The sequence below is a fragment of the Fontimonas thermophila genome, assembly GCF_900113085.1.
GTDB classification, from domain to species: domain Bacteria; phylum Pseudomonadota; class Gammaproteobacteria; order Nevskiales; family Nevskiaceae; genus Solimonas; species Solimonas thermophila.
This window is the reverse complement of the sequence record NZ_FOOC01000003.1, coordinates 48998-68849: the sequence shown is the minus strand read 5'-3', so window position 1 is coordinate 68849 and position 19852 is coordinate 48998. Positions and strand designations below refer to the sequence as shown.

Here is a 19852-nt window from a genome sequence, read left to right as displayed (position 1 = left end):
GGATCAGACCCGTCGATGCATCATCTGCGCCATCGTGCGGTTCAGGGGGTTGCCCGCTGCGGCACGGCGGCGAGCGGCAGCCGTCCGATCGCCGCAGCGGTGAGGCTCCCCATATAAAGCATCTCGCCGGCGCGTTCGACGCTCGTGATCGGCGCATAGGCTCCGTCGCCGCGGTACTGCAGATCGGCGACGAGCCGGCCATCGAGGTCGAAACCAAGCACCCAGGCATGATGCACCGGTGCCGGGTGCAAAAACTCCGGCAGACGGAACACGAGCTTGCGCAGATACGGACGTGGCAATAGCGCGTCGAGCAGCGACTGGCGCGGCGCATACAGCGCCACCCAGATGCGACCCTCGCCGTCATAGCTGAGGTTGTCCGGGAAACCCGGCAGATTATCGACGAACACATCCGACGTGCCGGCCTTCTCACCCTTGAGCCAATAGCGGCGGATGCGGTACTCGGTCGTCTCGGAGACGAGCACATAGGCATCCTCGGGGCCCACCGCGACGCCATTGGCGAAATACAGCCCGCTCAACAGCACGCGCGTCTGGCCGGTGTCGAAGTCGTATTCGAGCAGGCGGCCGTTGGGGCGGTGCTCGAACGCGTCGCTCATCACCTCGTGGATGCCGAATCGCGAAGAGGCATCGCTGAAAAACACGCGCGCGTCGAAGTGCGCACGGTCGACGTCGTCGACGAACTTGAAGGCCAGGCCGTCGGCCTCGCGCGACAGCGTCTTCACACCGCTGTCGTCCACGAGCAGCAAACCCTGCACGGCATCGGCCACGACCAATCCACCGTGCGGCGCGAAGCTCAAACCCAGCGGTCGGCCACCGGTGTCGGCGAGCAGGCGCGGATCGCCGCCGTCGCGGTCGAAGGACATCACGCGACCATCGTCATAGCCGGTGTACAGACGCCCGGCATCATCGATGGCGATGCCCTCGGGCCCGCGGCCGACGCCTTCGGCCAGTCGTTCGATGCCCTTGAGCGCCTCGTTGTATGGATGGCGATCGCTGGGCATGGGCGGCGGCGTCCACGCAGCCGGATCGATGGGCACTGGCCAGAACAGCAGATAGGCCGCGACCAGCGCCAGCGGCCCGATCAGATAACCCAAAAGTCTCATACGACCCCCTTGCGTGCGTCCTGTCCCAGGATTGTTCCAGGATTGTGCGGGGGCTTGCATTGCGCCGTCCATCGCCATGCGTGCCCGGCCACGGTGCCGGATCGATCACAAAACCGGCAAGGGCCGAAAGCCGGCTGCGAGCCTATTATAATGCCCGCCCGGTCGTCCGTTTCCGCGACGGCAAACGCGCGCGGCCGAGGCAGCGGCCACAACGGCGCACGGGGACGCCCAGGCCGCACACATCCACCAACCCGCGATGGGGGAAACCGAATGTCGCTCAAAAACCCGGTCGAGACCTTGCTGCAATGGGCCAAGGAGAGGCCCAATCAGGGCTGGCTTTACCAACCCGTCAATGGCGTATGGAAACGATACACCTGGCCGAATGCGAGGCGCAGGTGCGCTCGATGGCCACTGCCCTGCGCAACCTGGGGCTCGAACCCGGCGCCCGGATCGCCATCTCCGGACGCAACACCGCGCACTGGTTCCTGGCCGACCTGGCGATTGCAATGGCCGGCTATGTGAGCGTGGGCCTGTATCCGAAGCAGGCGCCGGAAGCGGTCAAGTACATCCTGACCCATTCCGAGGCCAAGGCCATCTTCATCGGGCCGATGCCCGACGTCGGCGAATTCATGGGCGCGCTGCCGCAGGGCATCATCACGATCGCCTTCCCCTACCCCGACGTTCCTGCCTGTACCTACAACTGGGACGACCTGGTCCGCGCCAACGAGCCCTTCGCCGGCTACCAGGCGCCCGATCCCAAGCAGCTGATCTCGCTGATCTACACCTCGGGCACGACCGGCAATCCCAAGGGCGTGATGATCAACGGCGAGAACCTGATGTTCGCGACGCAGGGCCTGCTCAAGGTGATGCCGGCGCAGGGCCAGGAACGCTTCTTCTCGTACCTGCCGCTGGCGCACGCCTTCGAGCGCGGCGCCGTCGAGATGGCATCGATCTACCTGGGCGCCGAAGTCTGGTTCCTGGAAAACCTCGACAAACTCGCCGAACAGCTCAAGGAAGTCGCGCCGACGCGCTTCTACGGCGTGCCGCTGGTCTACAACCGCATCCAGAGCGGCGTGCTCAAGAAGATGCCGCAGGAAAAACTCGACCGGCTGCTGAAGATTCCGCTGCTGTCGAGCTACGTGAAGAAGAAGATCAAGAAGGGCATCGGCCTGCACAACGCCCGCTATCTGTTCGTCGGTGCCGCGCCGATGCCGGTGCCGCTGATGCAATGGTTCCAGAAGATCGGCATCACCGTGCTGCAGGGCTATGGCATGACCGAGAACAACATCTACGCCACGGCCAACCTGCCCCACGCCAACCGCCTGGGCTCCGTCGGCCGCGCGCTGCCCGGCGCCGACATGCGCATCTATGAGCCCGACGACAAGGGCGAGGGCGAGATCCAGTTCAAGCACCCCGGCGTCACGCCCGGCTATTACAAGGATCCGGAGAAAACCGCCGAGCTGTTCACCGCCGACGGCTGGCTGCGCACCGGCGACAAGGGCCGCATCGACCAGGACGGCTATCTGTTCATCACCGGCCGCGTCAAGGACATCTTCAAGACGCTCAAGGGCAAATACGTCGCGCCCGCGCCCATCGAAGGTGCGCTGTCGCGCAACACCGATATCGACCAGCTTTGCCTGGTCGGCGCCGGACTCAAGCAGCCGGTGATGATCGTGACGCTGTCCCAGGCCGGGCTGGCCAAGCCGCGCGAAGAAGTCGAACAGGGGCTGGTCGCCGACATGGAAGCGGTCAATGCGACGCTCGAACCCCATGAACAAATCGCCAAGATCCTCATCGTCAAGGACGCCTGGACGATCGACAACGGCATCATGACGCCGACGATGAAAGTCAAGCGCAACGAGGTCGAAAAACGCTACATGCCGCTGCTGCAGCGCCACGATGGCGACTACAAAACCAAGGTGATCTGGGAATAAACCGGCACACCGGCAACAACCACGGCCCCGCGCAGTGCACTGCGCGGGGCTTTTTCGTCAACGGCACCGCCGCCGCGTGCACACAACAGCCCAGTGCATGGTCCGCCTGTTTCAGGCAAAGACGATGGTCTTGTTGCCGTTGACGATGATGCGATCCTCGACATGCCAGCGCACGGCGCGTGCGAGTACCTGACGCTCGAGATCGCGGCCGAGGTGGCGCAGATCGGCCACCTCGTGGCGATGCGAGACCCGCGCGGTATCCTGCTCGATGATCGGACCCTGATCGAGCTCCGAGGTCACGTAGTGCGCCGTCGCGCCGATGATCTTGACGCCCCGCTCGGACGCCTGCCGGTACGGATCGGCGCCGACGAAAGCCGGCAGAAAGCTGTGGTGGATGTTGATGATCCGGTTCGGGTAGCGCGCGACGAAGTTCGGCGAGAGGATGCGCATATAGCGCGCCAGCACGATGAAATCGACTCCCGGCGGCTCATCGAGCAGTGCGAGCATGCGCGCCTCGGCCTGCGCATGGGTCGCTGTGTCGATCGGCACGTGTTCGAAGCGCACACCGAAGCGTTCGACCGCCGCGCGTAGATCGGGATGATTGGAAATCACGACCGGGATATCGACCCGCAGCTCGCCCCGCTCCCAGCGCCACAACAACTCCATCAGCGCATGATCGTGTTTGGACACCAGAATCGCCATGCGCGGGCGGTCGGCGGCGTAGCTGATGTGCCACTGCATGTCGAAACGCCGGCCGACGACATCACCGAAAGCCTGTGCCAGCGCATTGCGCGACACGTCAAGGTGTGGCGTCTGGAATTCCAGCCGCATGAAGAAACGCCCACCCTCGGGATCGGTCGAATGCTGGTCCAGCTCGGTGATGTTGACCCCGTGGTGATAGAGGAACGTGGTCACTGCCGAGACGATGCCCGGGCGGTCCGGACAGGCGATCAGCAGGCGGGCAGTGGTATCGGGATCGGTGGTCATGGACAAAGCGGCCACGGCTCGGAGATGCGGCGCGACCTTATACCGGAAGCGGACGTTTTGCGCGACGCCTCAGGCAGCGCCGCGGATCAGGGCTTTGAGCCGTGCGGCTTCCTCCGGGAACCAGGGGCCGTTGGCCTTGAGCGCCTCGGCAGCGATGCGCCGCGCATCGTCGGCGCGGCCGAGCGCCTGCAACGCGCGTACGCGCTGCTCGGCGACCTGCAGGCGGTTGACGCCATAGGCATGTGCCGCCGCCTGATCCAGATAGGGCAGCGCCTCGGCGGCCTTGCCGCGGGCGAGCAAGCTGCGCCCATGCCGGAACGGATAGACATAGTCGCCGGGCCAGGCCGCGATCAGACGCAGCATCCACGCATCGAGACGACTGTAGTCGCCGCTGAGCTGGGCCAGGCGGTCCAGATAGGCACGCAGGTTGTCGGCGAGATTGCGATCGGCGGCGACGGCGTCACCGATGCGCTGCGCAAGATCTGCAGCAGCACGCTCGATCAGCGCCTGCTCGGCCTCGCGTTCGCCCAGCGCCGCGTACATGTCGGCCGCCGTGAGCACCACTGAACGCTCGTCGGCGCACCGCGCGGATCCGAACACGCCGCTGTCGAGCAGCGCCTGCATCGGCGCACGCTGCGCCGCGATCAGCGAACGTGCCTGCGGATGTGACCCGGCGCACCCAAGAAAGCGGGAAAGCTCGTAGGCGCGATCGCAGCCGAGTTCAGCGCGCAAGACCTCGGCTCCCCAGGCCAGGCAGGCCGCAGCGTCCTTGCGCTGTGCCGCATCGAGAAAACGCAACCGTGCAAGCCACTGCGCAGCCACCATGTCGGATGCAAGGGCATCGTGCGCATCCGGCGACAATCGCGCATACCAGGAGAGCGCGCCGGCACCGTCCTGGCGGGCGTGATAGGCGGCCAGCACCTGGCGCGCGGCCGACACCGATTCCGGATCGCGTCCCGTGACCCGTGCAGCGAGCGCCTCCAGCGTGCTGCCGCGATCGAGCAGCGCATCGAGACGGGCGTAGAAATCCTTGCGTGTCTGCTCACCGAGAATGCGGCCCAGCTCGCGCCCCTGGGCGTCGAGCACCAGATACGTCGGCAGCGCCTTGACCCGCCATTGCTGCTGGAGCGCGCGGCCTTGCGGCGAATCGACATCCTGCTCAAGGACGACGGCACGGCGCAGCACGGCCTCCCATTCCGGCCCATTGAGGACATTGCGCGCCATGTAGTAACACGAGTAACACCACGGCGCGTGGAAATCGATGATCACGGCCGCGTTGCGCACGCGGGCGGCCTCGAGTGCGGTGGCAAGCTCGCCGCTTGGCGTGGACGACGGCCTGGGCCCGCAGCCGGCGACGATCAGGGCGAGCGCGGCCATGACCATGCGCAAGGTGGATCGGCAGATGCTGTGCATCGCTATAGTATGCGCTGCGAAGGATCGCGGTGCCGCCGCGGGAAAACAGCGTGGCGCAGGTCAATGGGCGACACGCCTACCCTGCCGTTCCATGGCCGGCGCGATCCGACGGGGAGTGCCTTGTGGGGGGGTGCCTTGAACATCCTGCTGGTCGACGATCACGAACTGTTCCGGGCCGGGCTGAAGCTGCTGCTCGCCGATCTCGCCGATCGGCTGTCGTTCGCCGAGGCGGCGGACTGCGCTGCGGCGCTCGGCCTGGCCGAGCAGCAAGCCTTCGATGTCATCCTGCTCGATTTCCGCCTGCCCGGTACCTGCGGCCTGGATGCATTGCAGGCATTGCGCGAGAAAGCGCAGACCGCGGCCATCGTCGTGCTCTCGGCCGAGGACAGCCCGACCTTGATCCGCCGGGTCATCGATGCCGGTGCCGCCGGCTTCATCCCCAAGGCGTCGAGCCACGCGGTGATGATGGCGGCACTGCGCCTGATCCTCGCCGGTGGCACTTATCTGCCGCCACACGCACTGAACGCGCCTGCCGAAGACCCGTTCATGCCAGCGCCGCCGGTCTATGACCGGCGCGCGCTCGAACAGCTGACCGCGCGCCAGCGGCACGTCCTGCGTCTGGTGATGCAAGGCAAATCCAACAAGATCATCGCCCAGGAAGTAGGGGTTTCCGAGGCGACCATCAAGGCGCATCTGGCTGCTGCGTTCCGCGTGCTCGGTGTGAAAAACCGCACTGAGGCCGTATTTGCCTGCGCCAGAACCGGCCTGCTGATCGAAGGCATGGCCTGAAACAGCGCACGTCAGGACAGCTCGGCTTCGCCGCAGCGCTGCGGGGCATCACTGCCGTCGTCGTATTCCACGCGTAGCTTCCAGGACGATCCGGCGCTGCGCGCCAGTTCGAGAAAGGTAAAACCCGCACCCTCGAATACGCGCGTGTGCAGCGTACAACGATACCGGTAGCGCCCATCGGCGGAGGCGAACGCAAAATCGTCGGCCAGCACGAAGTCGGATCGCTGGGCATTGGCGAAACGGTAAGGTGTGTAAAGCCCGGCGGTGTGCACCGACTCGAAACGCACGTCACGATCGACGATGTCATGCTGCATGCGCTGCACACGCGCCTGCACCCACAGGCCCAGATGCTCATCGCCCGAGAGCAGCACCAGCCCACAGATGCCGCTGTCGGCGATACGCGCGAGCACGGCCTGCCAGCTCGCCGGCCAGCCATCCCAGCCATCCGACTGCACGGCCGCTGCAGCGGTACCCGGGCCGCCGGTTGCGCAAAGAGCGTAGCGGTGGCGCGGCAGCATCGCCGCAGGGGCGACCAACAGCTTGGGACGGTCGTGCTGCGCACCGCGGTCGATCCAGTCCAGCAAGGCGGCGTGCTGCGCTGGATCCATGATCGGCGCGAGTGCGGCCGTCCTGCTGTCGCGGCATCCGCGCTCGCTGCGCGTATCGGCGAAAAACACTTCCACCTCGTGCAGGCGGGTCTCGAACCACAGCGGCGTCGTCGCACGAGCGCGCTGATAGCGCTGGAAGGCCTCGACGCCGAATCGCCGATACTCGGCGTTGCGCGCGCGCAGCGCAGCAGGCGCCGTCTGCGGCAATGGCGCCCAGTCGTTGTCGATCTCGTGATCGTCGAGCATCGTATAAACCGGCAGACGGCGCAGTGCGTCACGCACGTGGCGCTGATGCAGCCAGTGTTCGTAGGGTTTGCGGTAGCGCTCGTCGCGCTGTGATGGATCGAGCAGCCCGGCGGTGGCATCGACATAAACCTGATCGCCGGTGAGGATCAGCGCGTGTGGCCGCCGCCGCGGGTCTGCGCAGCGTGTGACGAGACGCTGCCAGGCCGCATAAGCGGGCACGTCGTCGAAAATGCCAGCCGGATATTGGCAACTACCGAGCGCAAGACGCAGAGCAGCGCCGTCTGCCTGCCGCCATCCCAGATCGACAATGCCCGGCGGCAGGGCATCGGCCATTGCGTCCATGCCAGCGAGCGCACGGTCCACCGCGGCATCGACGGCATCGGCATCCGGCACATCCGCCTGCGCGGTGCCGGCATAAACGAACAGTGCGGCCAGATGGGTCACCGCGAAATCATCCGCCCACGCCGGCAAGGGCTCGGTCAGCCAGTCGCCGACCGGCGTCGTATCGAGATAACGGCGCTGCACCGGCCACCCGGCGCGGCGCCGGAAACCCGCCTGTGTGCGTTCGACGGCAACGAGCACGAATGCCAGCGGAAACCCCCGCCCCGGATCGGCACCGGCACCCAGCACGTATGCACCGCCTGCTGGATCCGGCAACAGCATCGGCCCCATCCACGGAGCCTGCGCCAACAGCGCCGGCTCGGACACCGGCCGTGCCCCGCGCCCGCGCGGCGGTTCATCCAGAAAAGCACGGATGCGCTCGAACAGGGGATCGAGGTGCTTGCCGATCAGGCAGTCCTGATGGCCGTAGCCCGGCACCGGCACCGGCGTGAAGTCGCAGCCGGCCTGCTGCATCAGCCGCGCCATGTGCGCGAGCGTCGCGATGTCGGCAAGACCGTTGTCCTCGCCATGAATGCTCATCGTCGGAAATCTCCACAGCGCAGCCAGCCGCTGTGGACTGACGAAACGGTTGCGACCGATGCGGTTGGCGAGCCGGCGCAGCCGCGCGAGATGAATCACCTGGGCCAGGGTATCCATCGACAGCGGGCCGAAGAAGTCGTCGATGTGTTCGAGCACGGCGGAATCGAGATTGGCCAGCTTGAAGGTGCAGCCGTAGAGCGCATCCATGCGGTGCCGGGTGCCGACATAGCCGGTCTTGCGCCAGAACTGCCATGGCTGTTCCGCGCGCAGCTCCTCGTCGTCATAGGGCACGCTGGCGAGCAGCCGGTCCAACAGGTCGAGCGCCATTCCCTGATCCGGTTCGGGACGGAAGCTGTACGTGAACGGTCCGAACAACTGCTCGGCGAACGACATCACGAAAGCGCGGAAGATATTGCGCTGGCTGAGCACGACGGCCGGCCCGACCTGCGACAGCACGAGGCGGCGAATGCGCCCGGGCAAGGCCTGGCGTGCGCTCCGGAAGCGATCGACGAAATCCCCGTCGCGCGCACTGAGCACACCGCTGCCGTGCGCGGGTAAATCGGCGGAGAGCACGGCCATGCTCAGCATCGCCGCCCCCATGCAGTGGGCGATGACATCGAGCTGGGCGCAACCGGTCACCCGGCAGACGTGATCGACGAGGGCCGGGATGTCGGAGAGCGCGATGCGCTCGAAGGTCCATGGCCGGGTCGCCCCCGGCATGCCACAGCTGCTGCGCAGATCGGCGACCCAGACGTCGCGCCCGGCGAGCGCCAGGGCGCGCGCGAGGCCCGGCCGCAGCGCCGGATGCGCAAACGTGGTGCCGCTCGCGCTGTAACCGTGGATCATCAGCACCGGCGGCAGCGCCGGACGTGGCTGCGGACCACGGTAGCGGGTCAGACGCGCGATGACCGCTGCGCCATCGCAGTGATCGACCGCCACGGTGTGGATCTCTGGGGCCGGCAGGCCCGGCAAAGGACCGGGCAGACGCACGGGAACGCGCGGGCCCGGCGCATCGGGCTTGCGCGTATTCCACAAATGGATCGGCAGCAGTCCGCGCAGCAGCGTCAGCGCAAGTCCGGCGAGATCGACCAGCGCCTCGAAATGATCACGCTGGGACTCGAGCCGCAACAGGGCCTGCGCCCGCGCCGCGAGATACTGCTGGTCGAGCGCGAGTACCGCCGGGCGGCCGGGCACCAGCGCATCACCGACGCGACTGAGGGTCAGCTCCTGCAACTGCCGCCAGGGATTGGAGGGCCGTGCATAGGTGATGCGCTTGCATCCTGCGAGCGGCAGGCCGCTGAAATGCGCCGGCGGATCGAAGCGCTGCGGCGCATCACCCTCGGGCGGCGGTGCATCAGGCAGCGCGCGACCGATGGTCAGGGCGTAACGGAAGGTGCGCACGGCGCCGGCCTGACTCGCCAGGCGCCAGGCATCACGGAGAAGCGGCCCCGCGCCGAGCAGCACACGCCAGCCGTCGCGCCGCAGCGCCTGGTCGGCATCGCGCAGACCGCGGTTGAGTACCCAGGCGAAAAACGCGCGCGCACTGCGCTGCAGCGGTCGGCTGGCCTCGCGTTCGAACACGGTCAGGCGCCCGTCCAGGGCCCAGCTCCGCGCGGCCGCGTCCTCCAGACGGCGCCGCGTCTCATCCTCCGGCAGATCGCGGATGCGCCGCCACTCGTCGAGCAGAAAGATGCGCAGCCGTCCCGGCGGGGATGGATCGGCCGACACCGGCACCTCGAGCACCGCGTCGCGCAAGCGCCCTTCGCAATCAGGGCGGAACAGCGCCGATGGGGCGAACGGAGCGTAGTTCAAGGTCAGCTCGACCCAGCAGTCGCGCACCCGGCCACTGGCATCGCGCAGCGCCACGACGCCGGCGAGCCGTTCACTGACCGATGCACGCGCCACCGGCTTTGCCGCCTGCGCGTCGATGTCGGCATCGATCTCGGCGCGCGTGCGCAGCAAGGGTCGTTCCAGTGGCGCCACCGTCTGCGCGGGCGGCGCTTGCAGACCCCATTCGGCGCGCAGGTAATCCACCGCCTGCAGCGCCAGCGCCGCAATCGTCAGCGCCGGATTGGCGCCTAGCGCACAGGGCACGATGGAGCCGTCGAGCACGACCAGGCCGTCGTGCACGGCCCCTGGCGCACGGGCATCGTAAACACGGCCATAGCGATCGACCACGCCTTGTGTGACATCCGCACCGATCGCGCACCCGCCGAGGGGATGCACGGTGAGCTGCGGACCGCGGCCGATGCCGGTCATCGCCTCGACCTTTTCCGGAACAAAACGCCACATCGGATTGGGAATGGTCAGGCCGCCGAAAACAGCCGCGCGCTTGCACAGATAATCGGTCTGCGCATCGAACAACGGGTGCCGACGCAGATCCGGCCAGACCACGTCGATCTGGCCGTCCCGATCGCTGGCGGCATCGATGCACAGCCGCAGCTCGCCGGCGGCGCCGTCGTCGCCCATCGCCGCAAACACCGAGGTGCGCAGCATGCGCTGCGGATCGACCGCGCAAGGATCGTCCGGCGGATGCCCCTGCGCATGCTGCGATCCATCGCGCCGCTCCAGCGCATACAGCGCGGCAGCCGTCGTCACCATCTCCTCGGCGAAACGCCGCAGCGCACCGGGCACCGCCATTTCCTCGATCAGCATCGGTTGAGACGGACGCAGCGCTGCGTCGGTCATGCGCGGATCGATGACACCGGTGATCGTCGGACCGATATGACGCTCGCCCGGGCGACGGTTCTCGTCGGCCATCGCGTTGGCGATGCCGCCGCCATCCGCGGCGCGGTAGTCATGGCCGAACAGCAGCAGATCGCCATTGGTCGAAAACCGCCGGCCGAGCTGCAGCGACAGCGCCGGCCCCGCTTCGGCGCACTGCGAGCGCAGCAGAATCTCGGTCGAGCCGAGCGCGCCGGCGGCGAGCACGACCTTTCGCGCGGCGATCCAGCGCGGTGGACCCTCGCGGGCGCGCAGGTGCGGATCGGTATGCGCGACCTGCAGGCACCACAAGCTCGGTTCGCGCTCGGAGCGCTGCAGGCGCAGCACCGTCGCACCGCAGTAAATCACGGCTCCGCGCTGGCGCGCGGTGACCAGTAGATTGGTGTCCAGGGATTCCTTGGCGTTCTGGTTGCACCCCGTCGCGCAATCACCGCACAAGGTGCAGGGAGCCAGACGTACCCCGGCCGACGTGGTATGTCCTTCGCGCAATGCGATCGTCAACGCCGCCGGGCGGAACGCCCGGTCCGGAGCCAGCCGCCGCAGCACCTCGAACTTGTCAAGACGGCGCGCCCGATGTCCGGCATGGTCGAGGATGGTGTTGTCGCGATCGCGCGAGGGATCGTCCGGATCCGGACGGCTCGCGCCGAGCCGCCGTCGCGCCTCGCGGAAATAGTGCGCGCGCGGTGGCAAACCCGGTGTCTGCGCCGGCCAGAAACGGTCGAGCACGGCGTCATCCGGTGTCTCCATGACACCGGCATTGATCAGCGAGCCACCGCCCAGGCCGTTGGCGACGACGACGCTCACGTCCGGACCGATGCGCACATCGAACAGACCCTCGCCATCAACACGCCGCCCGAAGAACTGGCCGCGCAGATGGCGCGGCAGCTCAGACATGCGGGATGGGAATGCACCGGGCAAGTACTCGCGCCCGCGCTCCAGGACGCAGACACGGATGGGCCGCGGCGCGCCCTGCGCAGAGGTTTCGAGACAACCGGCGAATCCGGCTGCGGCAATGGCGCCGCCATATCCGCTGCCGACGATGATCACATCAAAGGCCGGCTGCACCGCATCCGGACGCTCCTGCCATTTCGAGCCATCGGCAAACAGCTCGACGACATCGGCCGACAGATGGCGCTCGCAACGTCCGCCGCCGGCCTCGTCGGCTACGGTGCGGCCGTCCGCGGTCATTGCCGCATGCACTTTTTAAGCCTGCACCGCTTCGATGATCGCGTCGCGCAGCGCGCTCGCCGCCACCGGCTTGTGCAACAGCTTGACGCCGGCATCGTGCGCCTCGCGCAGGCGGTCGGGCGCGGTATCCCCGCTGATCAGCAAGGCCGGCAGGTCGGGCCAGACCGCGCGCAGTGCCTGGATCGTGCGAATGCCGCTGTCGCTGCCGCGCAGCCGGAAATCGGCCAGCACCACCGACGGGCAGAAGCGGCGGGAGCACTCGATCGCCGCCTCGGTGGACGATACGGCCTCGACGCCAAAGCCCATCTCCTCGAGCAAGGTCTTCATGCCCAGCCGGATCGTCTCCTCATCATCGACGACCAGCACCTGGATGCGGGAAGCCTCCGCCGTCACCTGAGCCGCTTGTGTGTCCAGCATCGAAGTCTCCCGTTGGGCTGCGGCCGGGACATCGACCGAAAAACAACTGCCCTGCCCGACCGCCGATTCGAGCCTGAGCTCCAGATCCAGAAGCGCGGTGAGCCTGCGCACGATCGCAAGACCCAGGCCCAGGCCCTTGCTGCGATCCCGCTCCGGATTGTTGAGCTGGTAGAACTCTTCGAAAACGCGCTCCTGTTCCTCCGCCGGGATGCCGGGACCGGTGTCGGCGACGCTGACCCGCACCTTGTCGCCGAGTGCTTGCGCGCGCAGTTCGACATGACCGTGCTCGGTGTATTTGATGGCGTTGGAGAGCAGGTTGCGCAGGATGCGCTGGAACAGCAGCGGATCGGTGCTGACCAGCACGCTCTGCGGACAATGCACGTGTAGGCGCAGGCCTTTTTTCTGCGCCTGCGGCGCGAATTCCTCGCCAAGCTGCGTCAACAGGACTTTGAGATCGACCGTCTCGATCGCACGGTCGATGACCCCGGCATCCAGGCGCGACACGTCGAGCAGCGCATCGAGCTGGGATGCCAGCGTCTTGACCGATTTGTCGATCTGCTCGGCGATCGCGCTCGTGCGCGGATCGAGCGGACGCATTAACAACGATCCGGTGAACAGCGACAGCGCATGGATCGGCTGGCGCAGATCATGGCTCGCCGAGGCCAGAAAACGCGTCTTGGCGCGGCTCGCCGATTGCGCCTGCTCGAGCGCCCTGCGCAGCTGCCGGTTCAGATCGAGCCGCTGCTGGCGGATCGCATAAGACTCGGTGAACACCCGATAGGCCCCCTTGGCGTGGCCGAGCATGGCGGCGAAATAAACGGCGGTCATGACCACGAACACCAGGCGGTCGAAGCCGCTCGCGGCGATGCCCGGCGTCAGCGCCCACAGCGGTGCGATCGGACCGAGCGTCACCACGGCGTACGGCAGAAAAATCGGTCGGTATCCCGCCGTGGCCGGCAAGGTTGCCGCACACAGTGCGACGCTGTAGATCGTGATCACCGCCCCCGTGGTCACCGGAACGAAAGGGAAAAACGCGAACACCGCCGCCAGCACCATGGCATGACCAGTAAAACTCAAGGCGGCAAGGCGCAGCCGTGCGGCCTCGCTGCGCGCGCCGTCGGACGGCAAACCGCCGACGATCCGCGAATGCACCCAGGTGGCGAGCGCCGTCAGCACCCACCATGCCGCCGGATACATCGGCGGCACATGCGCAGCGACGAGCAGAGCGACCAGGCCTGCCGAAAACACGACCAGGAACGGCACCCGCCGCGCCTGATCGGCGATCAGCAGAATCAGCTCGCCCTGCAGCGAGCGCAGCCCGTCCTCCGGTGCATCCGGCGGCTCTTTTTCCGGTCGATCGAAGCTCTGTGCCTGCGGCATCTAAACCGCCACCTCTCGGTCGTGTCTTGTAATCCGTGTGCGCCACACGATAACGCCCTGCACCTGCCGCCGAGTATTAGCCAAATGGCTAGTTCTGAGACCTTGCTCGCGTAAAACCCCAGCAAGGCGAGGGGGGAACACGGCGCCCGGCGACCGGAGTATGCTCGGAAGACCGCATCGTGGACCGGACAAAGGGAGCGAGACGATGGCCAAGGGCATCCGCAAGGTGAACAACTACGTGCTGCACGCCAACGATCTGCCCGGTGAGGGCGCGCATCTGCTCAAGACCCTGAAGAAACATGGAGTGAACCTGCTCGCGCTGACCGCATTTCCGGCGGCCTCCGGCACCTCGCAGGTCGAACTCATCCCCGAGGACTCGCAGCATCTCGAGGAGATCGCGCGCAAATACGGCTGGAAGCTGTCCAAGAAAAAAACCGGCTTTCTCGCCCAGGGCAAGGACCGCGCCGGTGCGCTGGTGAAACTCGCCGAGAAACTCGGCCGCGCCGGCATCAATATCACCGCGATCGACGCCATCGCCGCCGGAGCGGAACGCTATGGCGCGGTGTTCTGGGTACGCCCCAAGGACGTCGATCGGGCCGCGGCTGTGATCGGCGCACGGTAAAGACGCCACCTGTCCTGTCCCCGGACCTCACCGCCAGGTGCCAGACAGGCTTGCGGACGTTCCCCGTTCCAGGACGACGTGCGATGGGCTTTTACGACCGATACGTGCTCCCGCATCTGATCGATTGCGCCTGCGGCATGGCCGAGGTGATGCAGGCGCGCGCCGGCATCGTGCCGCAGGCGCGCAGGCGCGTGCTCGAGATCGGCATCGGCTCCGGGCTCAACCTGCAGTTCTACGATCCTGCCCGCGTTCAGTGTATCGTCGGCGTCGATCCGTCGGCCGCAATGCAGGCAAAGGCACGCCGCCGCGCATCCCGGATTGCGATTCCGGTCGAGATGGTGCCGCTGGTCGTCGAGCACATCGGTGCCGACGACGCGAGCTTCGATACCGTGGTCGTCACCTTCACGCTGTGCACGATTGCGCAACCCATCCCTGCGCTACGCGAGATGCGCCGCGTGCTCAAAGTCGGCGGACAACTGCTTTTTTGCGAACACGGCATCGCCCCCGATAGCGACGTACGGCGCTGGCAGGACCGGCTCACCCCGATCTGGAAACCGCTGGCCGGTGGCTGCCACCTCAATCGCGACATTCCGGCCCTGATCGAGGCCGGCGGCTTTTGCATCGAGGCGCTGACCGCGCGCTATCTGCGTGGTCCCCGACCGATGACCTATGTGTATTCCGGGCACGCCATACCAGGCTGATGTCCGGCACACAGACCGGTTTCTCCAAACCCACAAAATCCCCACATTCCCACCACGCCGGCGACACCTTCGCGTGGCAGGATCGCAGACCGCGTGGCTTGCATGGCGAGCCCGCCATCGACGATTCCGGAAAAATGCCAGCGCACACCCTTTTGATCTCACTGCTCGTCTCGGCGTGGCTGCTGGCCGGCTGCGCGCTCACCGGAGAGGGCGATCGCACGCTCCAGCCCACGCTGCCGGCACAATGGTCGGTCGAGGGTTCAGCCGATGGTTTGGTCGATCTTCATCCGACGCAGGCCGCGATCCTGTCCCGATGGTGGCAGCAATTCGCGGACCCTGTGCTCTCGGCGCTGATCGCCGACGCACTCGATGAGAATCTCGATCTGGCCGCCGCACGGGCCCAGCTGCGGGCCGCGCGCGCCCAACGCCGCCTGTCCGGTGCGGCCCTCGGCCCCACGGTGGACGTTTCCGCATCGGCGTCGCACGCATCGACCAGCGGAGAGACCGGCAGTGCCCAACGCAGCCGCACGCTCTACAGCACCGGCTTCGACGCGAGCTGGGAAATCGACCTCTTCGGCGGTCTGCGTCAAGGCGTCGAGGCCGCACAAGCCGAGGCCGAGGCCAGCCTCGAGGATTTGCGCACAGTACAGGTCTCGCTCACGGCCGAGGTCGCCCTCGCATACGTCGAGCTACGCACGGCCGAGCAGCGCCTCGCGCTCGCCGAGGACAGCCTGCGGGTGCTGCGCGACGGCTACGACCTCGCACGCTGGCGGCGTGAGGCCGGCCTGGTCTCGGAGCTCGACGCCGCCCAGGCGCGGACCCAGCTCGAAGCCGCCTCGGCCGCGCTGCCATCGCTGCGCAACACCATCGCGCAGGCGCAGAACCGCCTGGCCGTCCTGCTCGGGCGCGCGCCTGGCGAGCTCGGCACGCGCCTGGCGGCGACGGCGCAGATTCCGCTGGCCACAGTCGCGATCGCCACCGGCATCCCGGCCGATACGCTGCGGCAGCGGCCGGACGTGCGCGCAGCCGAGCGCCGGGTCGTCGCGCAGGTGGCACGTCTGGGTCAAGCCCAGGCAGCCCGCTATCCGAGCCTGAGACTGTCCGGCAGCATCGGCCTGGAAGCCCTGGCGATCGGCGGGCTCGGCAGTGCGCCGGCCAGCCGTTCACTGCTGGCTGCGGTCACCGCGCCGATCTTCGATGCAGGCCGCATCCGCGCCACCATCGCCGTCGAAGACGCGCGCCTTGAACAGGCGCGTCTGGCCTACCAGGCCGCCGTGCTGACGGCGCTACGAGAGGTGGAGGATGCCCTGGTGTCGCTCGCAAGCCGTGCCGAACGGCGTGAGCGCCTGGAACAGGCCGTGGCCACAGCCCGCGAAACCCGGCAGCTCACCGAGCAGCGTTATGCCAGCGGCCTGGTCGATTTTCTGACCGTACTCGACAGTCAGCGCACCTTCCTCGATCTGCAGGATCAGCTCGCCGTCACCACTGGAGAACTGGCCAGCGCACAAATCCAGCTCTACAAGGCATTGGGCGGCGGCTGGACGATGACCGATCCCACCGACACTGCAAAACCTGCTTCATGACCCCTGTCCCTCCATCCGACGGTTCCACCACGGTTTCCATCGACCGGATCGCCGTGCGCGGCCACGGACGCCGGCGCTGGCGCACCGCCGTTCTGGTCGTCATCGCGCTGGCTGCCGCTGCGGCGATCGCCATGCTGCTGGCGCGCGACGGTGCATCCAATGCGCCGCAGTGGATCACGCACCCCGTCGAACGCGGCACCCTGGTCGTCAAGGTCTCGGCCACCGGTCGGCTACAGCCGACCCACCAGGTCGCGGTCGGCAGCGAGCTGTCGGGGACGGTCGCCGCGGTCTTCGTCGATGACGACGATCACGTGACCAAGGGCCAGATCCTCGCGCAGCTCGACCTCTCCAAGTTCGAGGATGCCGTCACCCAGGCACGCGCTGCGCTCGCTGCGGCGCAGGCCGGACTCGAGCAGGCACGGGCCACGCTTGCCGAGACCGAGACCAGGCTGAACCGTTACCGCGAGGTCGCCCGGCTGTCTGGTGGCAAGGTCCCGGCGAAGGCCGAACTCGACACGGCCGAAGCCGAACATGCCCGTGCGCGTGCCAATGTGGCCAGCGCCAGGGCAGCCGTCGCCCAGGCACAAGCCACGCTGCGCACGAGCCAGACCAATCTGGCCAAGGCCCGCATCCGCTCGCCGATCGACGGTGTCGTGCTGCAACGCGCCGTGGACCCCGGCCAGGCCGTCGCCGCCTCGTTGCAGGCCGTCACGCTGTTCACGATCGCCGAGGATTTGTCGAAGATGGAACTCAAGGTGGACATCGACGAAGCCGACGTCGGCCAGGTCAAGGCCGGCATGGAGGCATCCTTCACCGTGGATGCCTGGCCGGGCCGGCGCTTTCACGCCCGCATCCTGCGCGTCGGATTCAACGCCACCGACAACGGCGGCGTGATTTCCTACCCGGCGGTCCTGCAAGTCGCCAACGACGATCTCAGCCTGCGCCCCGGCATGACCGGCACCGCCGACATCATCACGCTGACGCGGGACAACGTCCTGCTCGTCCCCAACGCCGCATTGCGCTTCAACCCACCGGCGGCGGACTCGCAGCCACAGCGCCGGCAAAATCTGCTCTCGGTGCTGATGCCACGCCCGCCCCGCCAACCGCGCGCGGTCAAGACGACCGCCAGCACCGACGATGGGGCCCCCAAACAGGTCTGGGTGCTGCGTGAAGGCCGGCCGGTGGCGCTGTCCGTGCAAACCGGTGCGACCAACGGACGCGTCACCGAAATCACCGGCGGCGAGCTCGAGGCCGGCATGCAGGTCATCACCGAAGTTTCCGTCAACCGATGAACGAAAGCACGCCGCTGATCCGCCTCATCGGGCTGCACAAGATCTACGGGCGCGGAGGAGCCTCGTACCATGCACTCAAGGGCATCGATCTCAGCATCCACGAGGGTGAATTCGTCGCCGTGATGGGACCGAGCGGTTCGGGAAAATCGACGGTGATGAACATCATCGGCTGCCTGGATACCCCCAGCGATGGGCAATACCTGTTCCGGGGCATGCCGGTGGAGACGATGTCGCGGGATCAGCGCGCGCTGCTGCGCCGGCACTTCATCGGCTTCGTCTTCCAGGGTTTCAATCTGCTGCCGCGCACGACGGCACTGGAGAACGTCGAGCTGCCGCTGATTTATCGCGGCCACCCCGCCGCCGAGCGCCGCGCCGCTGCGCGCGCCGCCCTGCGCCGGGTCGGTCTGGACAACTGGGAACACCACACCCCGGCCGAGCTCTCCGGCGGCCAGCAACAGCGCGTCGCCATCGCGCGTGCGATCGTCACCGGCCCCAAGGTTTTGCTCGCTGATGAACCCACCGGCAACCTCGACACCCGCACCAGCGCCGAAATCATGGACCTGATCACCGCGCTCAACCGCGAGCACGGCATCACCGTGCTGATGGTCACCCATGAACCGGAGATGGCGCGGTATGCCCGGCGCATCGTCCGTTTCGTCGATGGCCGCGTCGAGAGTGACCGCTACGCCGAGCCCGCATCATGATCGGCAATGCGCTGCTGCTGTCGATGCGCGCGATCCGCCGCAATCTGCTGCGCTCGATGTTGACCGTATTGGGCGTGGTCATCGGGGTCGCCGCCGTCATCACGATGGTGACCCTGGGCAATGGCGCGACGCGTTCGGTCTCCGATCAGATCGCGAGCATGGGCAGCAACCTGCTGATGGTGCGCCCCGGGCAGCGTATGGGTCCCGGTGCGGCCGATGCACCCAAATTCAGGATCGCGGACGTAGAAGCCATACGCACGCAGATCGCATCCATTGCTGCCGTTGCACCGGTCGTCAACACCGCGGTCACCGCCGTCCATCAGGCCCGCAACTGGGCCACGACGGTCACCGGCACGAGCAATGACTACTTCGCCGCGGGGAACTGGACGCTGGCCTCGGGCCGTGAGTTCACCGACGCCGAACAGCGCGCCGGCAAGGCTGTCTGCATACTCGGCAGCACCGTCCGCGAAAAGCTGTTCGAGGCAGAAAATCCGCTCGGTTCCGAGATCCGCGTCAAGCAGTTCGCCTGCGAAGTGATTGGTCTGCTCCGCACCAAGGGGCAGTCGGCGATGGGCTCGGACCAGGACGATGTGATCGTGATGCCGCTGCGCACCGTGCAGCGCCGTTTGAGCGGCAGCCTGGACGTCAACCTGATCATGGTGTCGGTGACCACGCCCGAATCGATCGACGCAGTCAAGGCCCAGATCGAGTCGCTGCTACGCGAGCGGCGCCGGATCGGCGATAGCGAGGACGACAATTTCCGGGTGATGGACACACGGCAGATCGCCGAGACGCTCACCGGAACCACCCGCGTGCTGACCATGCTGCTCGGCGCCGTGGCCGCGGTGAGTCTGCTGGTCGGCGGGATCGGCATCATGAACATCATGCTGGTCTCGGTCACCGAGCGCACGCGTGAAATCGGCATCCGGCTTGCGATCGGTGCGCTCGAACGCGAGGTGATGCTGCAATTTCTGGTCGAAGCGGTCGTACTCTCGTGTCTGGGCGGACTGATCGGCATCGTGTTGGCGGCCGTGGCTTCGGTGACGCTGGCTGGCGCAATGCAGGTGCCATTCCTGTTCAGCCCGTCGATCAACCTGATCGCGTTTCTGTTCTCTGGCGCGATTGGCGTGATCTTCGGTTATTTCCCGGCGCTGCGTGCGGCGCGGCTCGATCCGATCGAGGCACTGCGCCACGAGTAACGCACCGAGGCAGCAGGCTTTTG

Annotated in this window: 13 protein-coding genes; 8 read left to right on the top strand and 5 right to left on the bottom strand. The window is 67.0% G+C overall.

Going from position 1 to position 19852, the window contains the following annotated elements:
• Positions 1-41 precede the first annotated feature (41 nt).
• Positions 42-1121 (bottom strand): SMP-30/gluconolactonase/LRE family protein, encoded by a 1080-nt coding sequence (locus tag BMZ48_RS03625; protein WP_091532028.1) that lies wholly within the window; start codon positions 1119-1121, stop codon positions 42-44.
• A 359-nt stretch (positions 1122-1480) separates the two neighbouring features.
• Here BMZ48_RS03625 and BMZ48_RS03620 point away from each other — a divergent pair, with 359 nt between their 5' ends.
• Positions 1481-3055 carry an AMP-binding protein gene (locus BMZ48_RS03620; protein ID WP_200769504.1) on the top strand — a complete coding sequence of 525 codons (1575 nt, stop codon included), beginning with the start codon at positions 1481-1483 and terminating at the stop codon, positions 3053-3055.
• 111 nt (positions 3056-3166) lie between these two features.
• Here BMZ48_RS03620 and purU read toward each other — a convergent pair whose 3' ends face one another.
• Positions 3167-4042: a formyltetrahydrofolate deformylase gene (purU, locus tag BMZ48_RS03615; protein ID WP_091532024.1), complete on the bottom strand. Its 876-nt coding sequence runs from the start codon at positions 4040-4042 to the stop codon at positions 3167-3169.
• A gap of 69 nt (positions 4043-4111) precedes the next feature.
• A complete protein-coding gene (locus tag BMZ48_RS03610; protein WP_091532023.1) occupies positions 4112-5455 on the bottom strand; it encodes a thioredoxin fold domain-containing protein in 1344 nt (447 codons plus the stop codon).
• Between the two features lie 63 nt (positions 5456-5518).
• Here BMZ48_RS03610 and BMZ48_RS03605 point away from each other — a divergent pair, with 63 nt between their 5' ends.
• Positions 5519-6244 carry a response regulator gene (locus tag BMZ48_RS03605; protein ID WP_159431064.1) on the top strand — a complete coding sequence of 242 codons (726 nt, stop codon included), beginning with the start codon at positions 5519-5521 and terminating at the stop codon, positions 6242-6244.
• Positions 6245-6255: 11 nt separating this feature from the next.
• On the opposite strand, the gene BMZ48_RS03600 is transcribed toward BMZ48_RS03605, so the two are convergent.
• A complete protein-coding gene (locus BMZ48_RS03600; protein WP_091532019.1) occupies positions 6256-11931 on the bottom strand; it encodes an alpha/beta fold hydrolase in 5676 nt (1891 codons plus the stop codon).
• A 15-nt stretch (positions 11932-11946) separates the two neighbouring features.
• Positions 11947-13728 (bottom strand): hybrid sensor histidine kinase/response regulator, encoded by a 1782-nt coding sequence (locus tag BMZ48_RS03595; protein WP_091532017.1) that lies wholly within the window; start codon positions 13726-13728, stop codon positions 11947-11949.
• A gap of 205 nt (positions 13729-13933) precedes the next feature.
• Here BMZ48_RS03595 and BMZ48_RS03590 point away from each other — a divergent pair, with 205 nt between their 5' ends.
• The 6 genes from BMZ48_RS03590 (at position 13934) to BMZ48_RS03565 (ending at position 19829) form a co-directional block, all read left to right on the top strand.
• Positions 13934-14350: a hypothetical protein gene (locus BMZ48_RS03590; protein WP_091532015.1), complete on the top strand. Its 417-nt coding sequence runs from the start codon at positions 13934-13936 to the stop codon at positions 14348-14350.
• Positions 14351-14433: 83 nt separating this feature from the next.
• Positions 14434-15051, top strand: coding sequence for a class I SAM-dependent methyltransferase (locus BMZ48_RS03585; RefSeq protein WP_091532013.1), 618 nt, complete (start codon positions 14434-14436; stop codon positions 15049-15051).
• 134 nt (positions 15052-15185) lie between these two features.
• Complete coding sequence (locus BMZ48_RS03580) at positions 15186-16634, top strand: efflux transporter outer membrane subunit (RefSeq protein WP_091532444.1); 1449 nt, start codon at positions 15186-15188, stop codon at positions 16632-16634.
• Positions 16631-17926, top strand: coding sequence for an efflux RND transporter periplasmic adaptor subunit (locus BMZ48_RS03575; RefSeq protein WP_091532011.1), 1296 nt, complete (start codon positions 16631-16633; stop codon positions 17924-17926). The genes BMZ48_RS03580 and BMZ48_RS03575 overlap by 4 nt, the downstream gene beginning before the upstream one ends.
• Entirely contained in the window at positions 17923-18630 is a 708-nt protein-coding gene (locus BMZ48_RS03570; RefSeq protein WP_091532009.1) for an ABC transporter ATP-binding protein, read from the top strand. Before BMZ48_RS03575 ends, BMZ48_RS03570 begins: the two co-directional genes overlap by 4 nt.
• The gene (locus BMZ48_RS03565) at positions 18627-19829 is read left to right on the top strand and encodes an ABC transporter permease (RefSeq protein ID WP_091532007.1); all 1203 of its coding nucleotides are present in this window, start codon (positions 18627-18629) and stop codon (positions 19827-19829) included. Before BMZ48_RS03570 ends, BMZ48_RS03565 begins: the two co-directional genes overlap by 4 nt.
• Positions 19830-19852 lie beyond the last annotated feature (23 nt).

What these genes read in the sequence shown, in the direction of transcription:
- BMZ48_RS03625 (WP_091532028.1), bottom strand. Translation starts at nt 1,121, where the DNA reads ATGAGACTTTTGGGTTATCTGATCGGGCCGCTGGCGCTGGTCGCGGCC.
- BMZ48_RS03620 (WP_200769504.1), top strand. Translation starts at nt 1,481, where the DNA reads ATGGAAACGATACACCTGGCCGAATGCGAGGCGCAGGTGCGCTCGATG.
- purU (WP_091532024.1), bottom strand. Translation starts at nt 4,042, where the DNA reads ATGACCACCGATCCCGATACCACTGCCCGCCTGCTGATCGCCTGTCCG.
- BMZ48_RS03610 (WP_091532023.1), bottom strand. Translation starts at nt 5,455, where the DNA reads ATGCACAGCATCTGCCGATCCACCTTGCGCATGGTCATGGCCGCGCTC.
- BMZ48_RS03605 (WP_159431064.1), top strand. Translation starts at nt 5,519, where the DNA reads ATGGGCGACACGCCTACCCTGCCGTTCCATGGCCGGCGCGATCCGACG.
- BMZ48_RS03600 (WP_091532019.1), bottom strand. Translation starts at nt 11,931, where the DNA reads ATGACCGCGGACGGCCGCACCGTAGCCGACGAGGCCGGCGGCGGACGT.
- BMZ48_RS03595 (WP_091532017.1), bottom strand. Translation starts at nt 13,728, where the DNA reads ATGCCGCAGGCACAGAGCTTCGATCGACCGGAAAAAGAGCCGCCGGAT.
- BMZ48_RS03590 (WP_091532015.1), top strand. Translation starts at nt 13,934, where the DNA reads ATGGCCAAGGGCATCCGCAAGGTGAACAACTACGTGCTGCACGCCAAC.
- BMZ48_RS03585 (WP_091532013.1), top strand. Translation starts at nt 14,434, where the DNA reads ATGGGCTTTTACGACCGATACGTGCTCCCGCATCTGATCGATTGCGCC.
- BMZ48_RS03580 (WP_091532444.1), top strand. Translation starts at nt 15,186, where the DNA reads ATGCCAGCGCACACCCTTTTGATCTCACTGCTCGTCTCGGCGTGGCTG.
- BMZ48_RS03575 (WP_091532011.1), top strand. Translation starts at nt 16,631, where the DNA reads ATGACCCCTGTCCCTCCATCCGACGGTTCCACCACGGTTTCCATCGAC.
- BMZ48_RS03570 (WP_091532009.1), top strand. Translation starts at nt 17,923, where the DNA reads ATGAACGAAAGCACGCCGCTGATCCGCCTCATCGGGCTGCACAAGATC.
- BMZ48_RS03565 (WP_091532007.1), top strand. Translation starts at nt 18,627, where the DNA reads ATGATCGGCAATGCGCTGCTGCTGTCGATGCGCGCGATCCGCCGCAAT.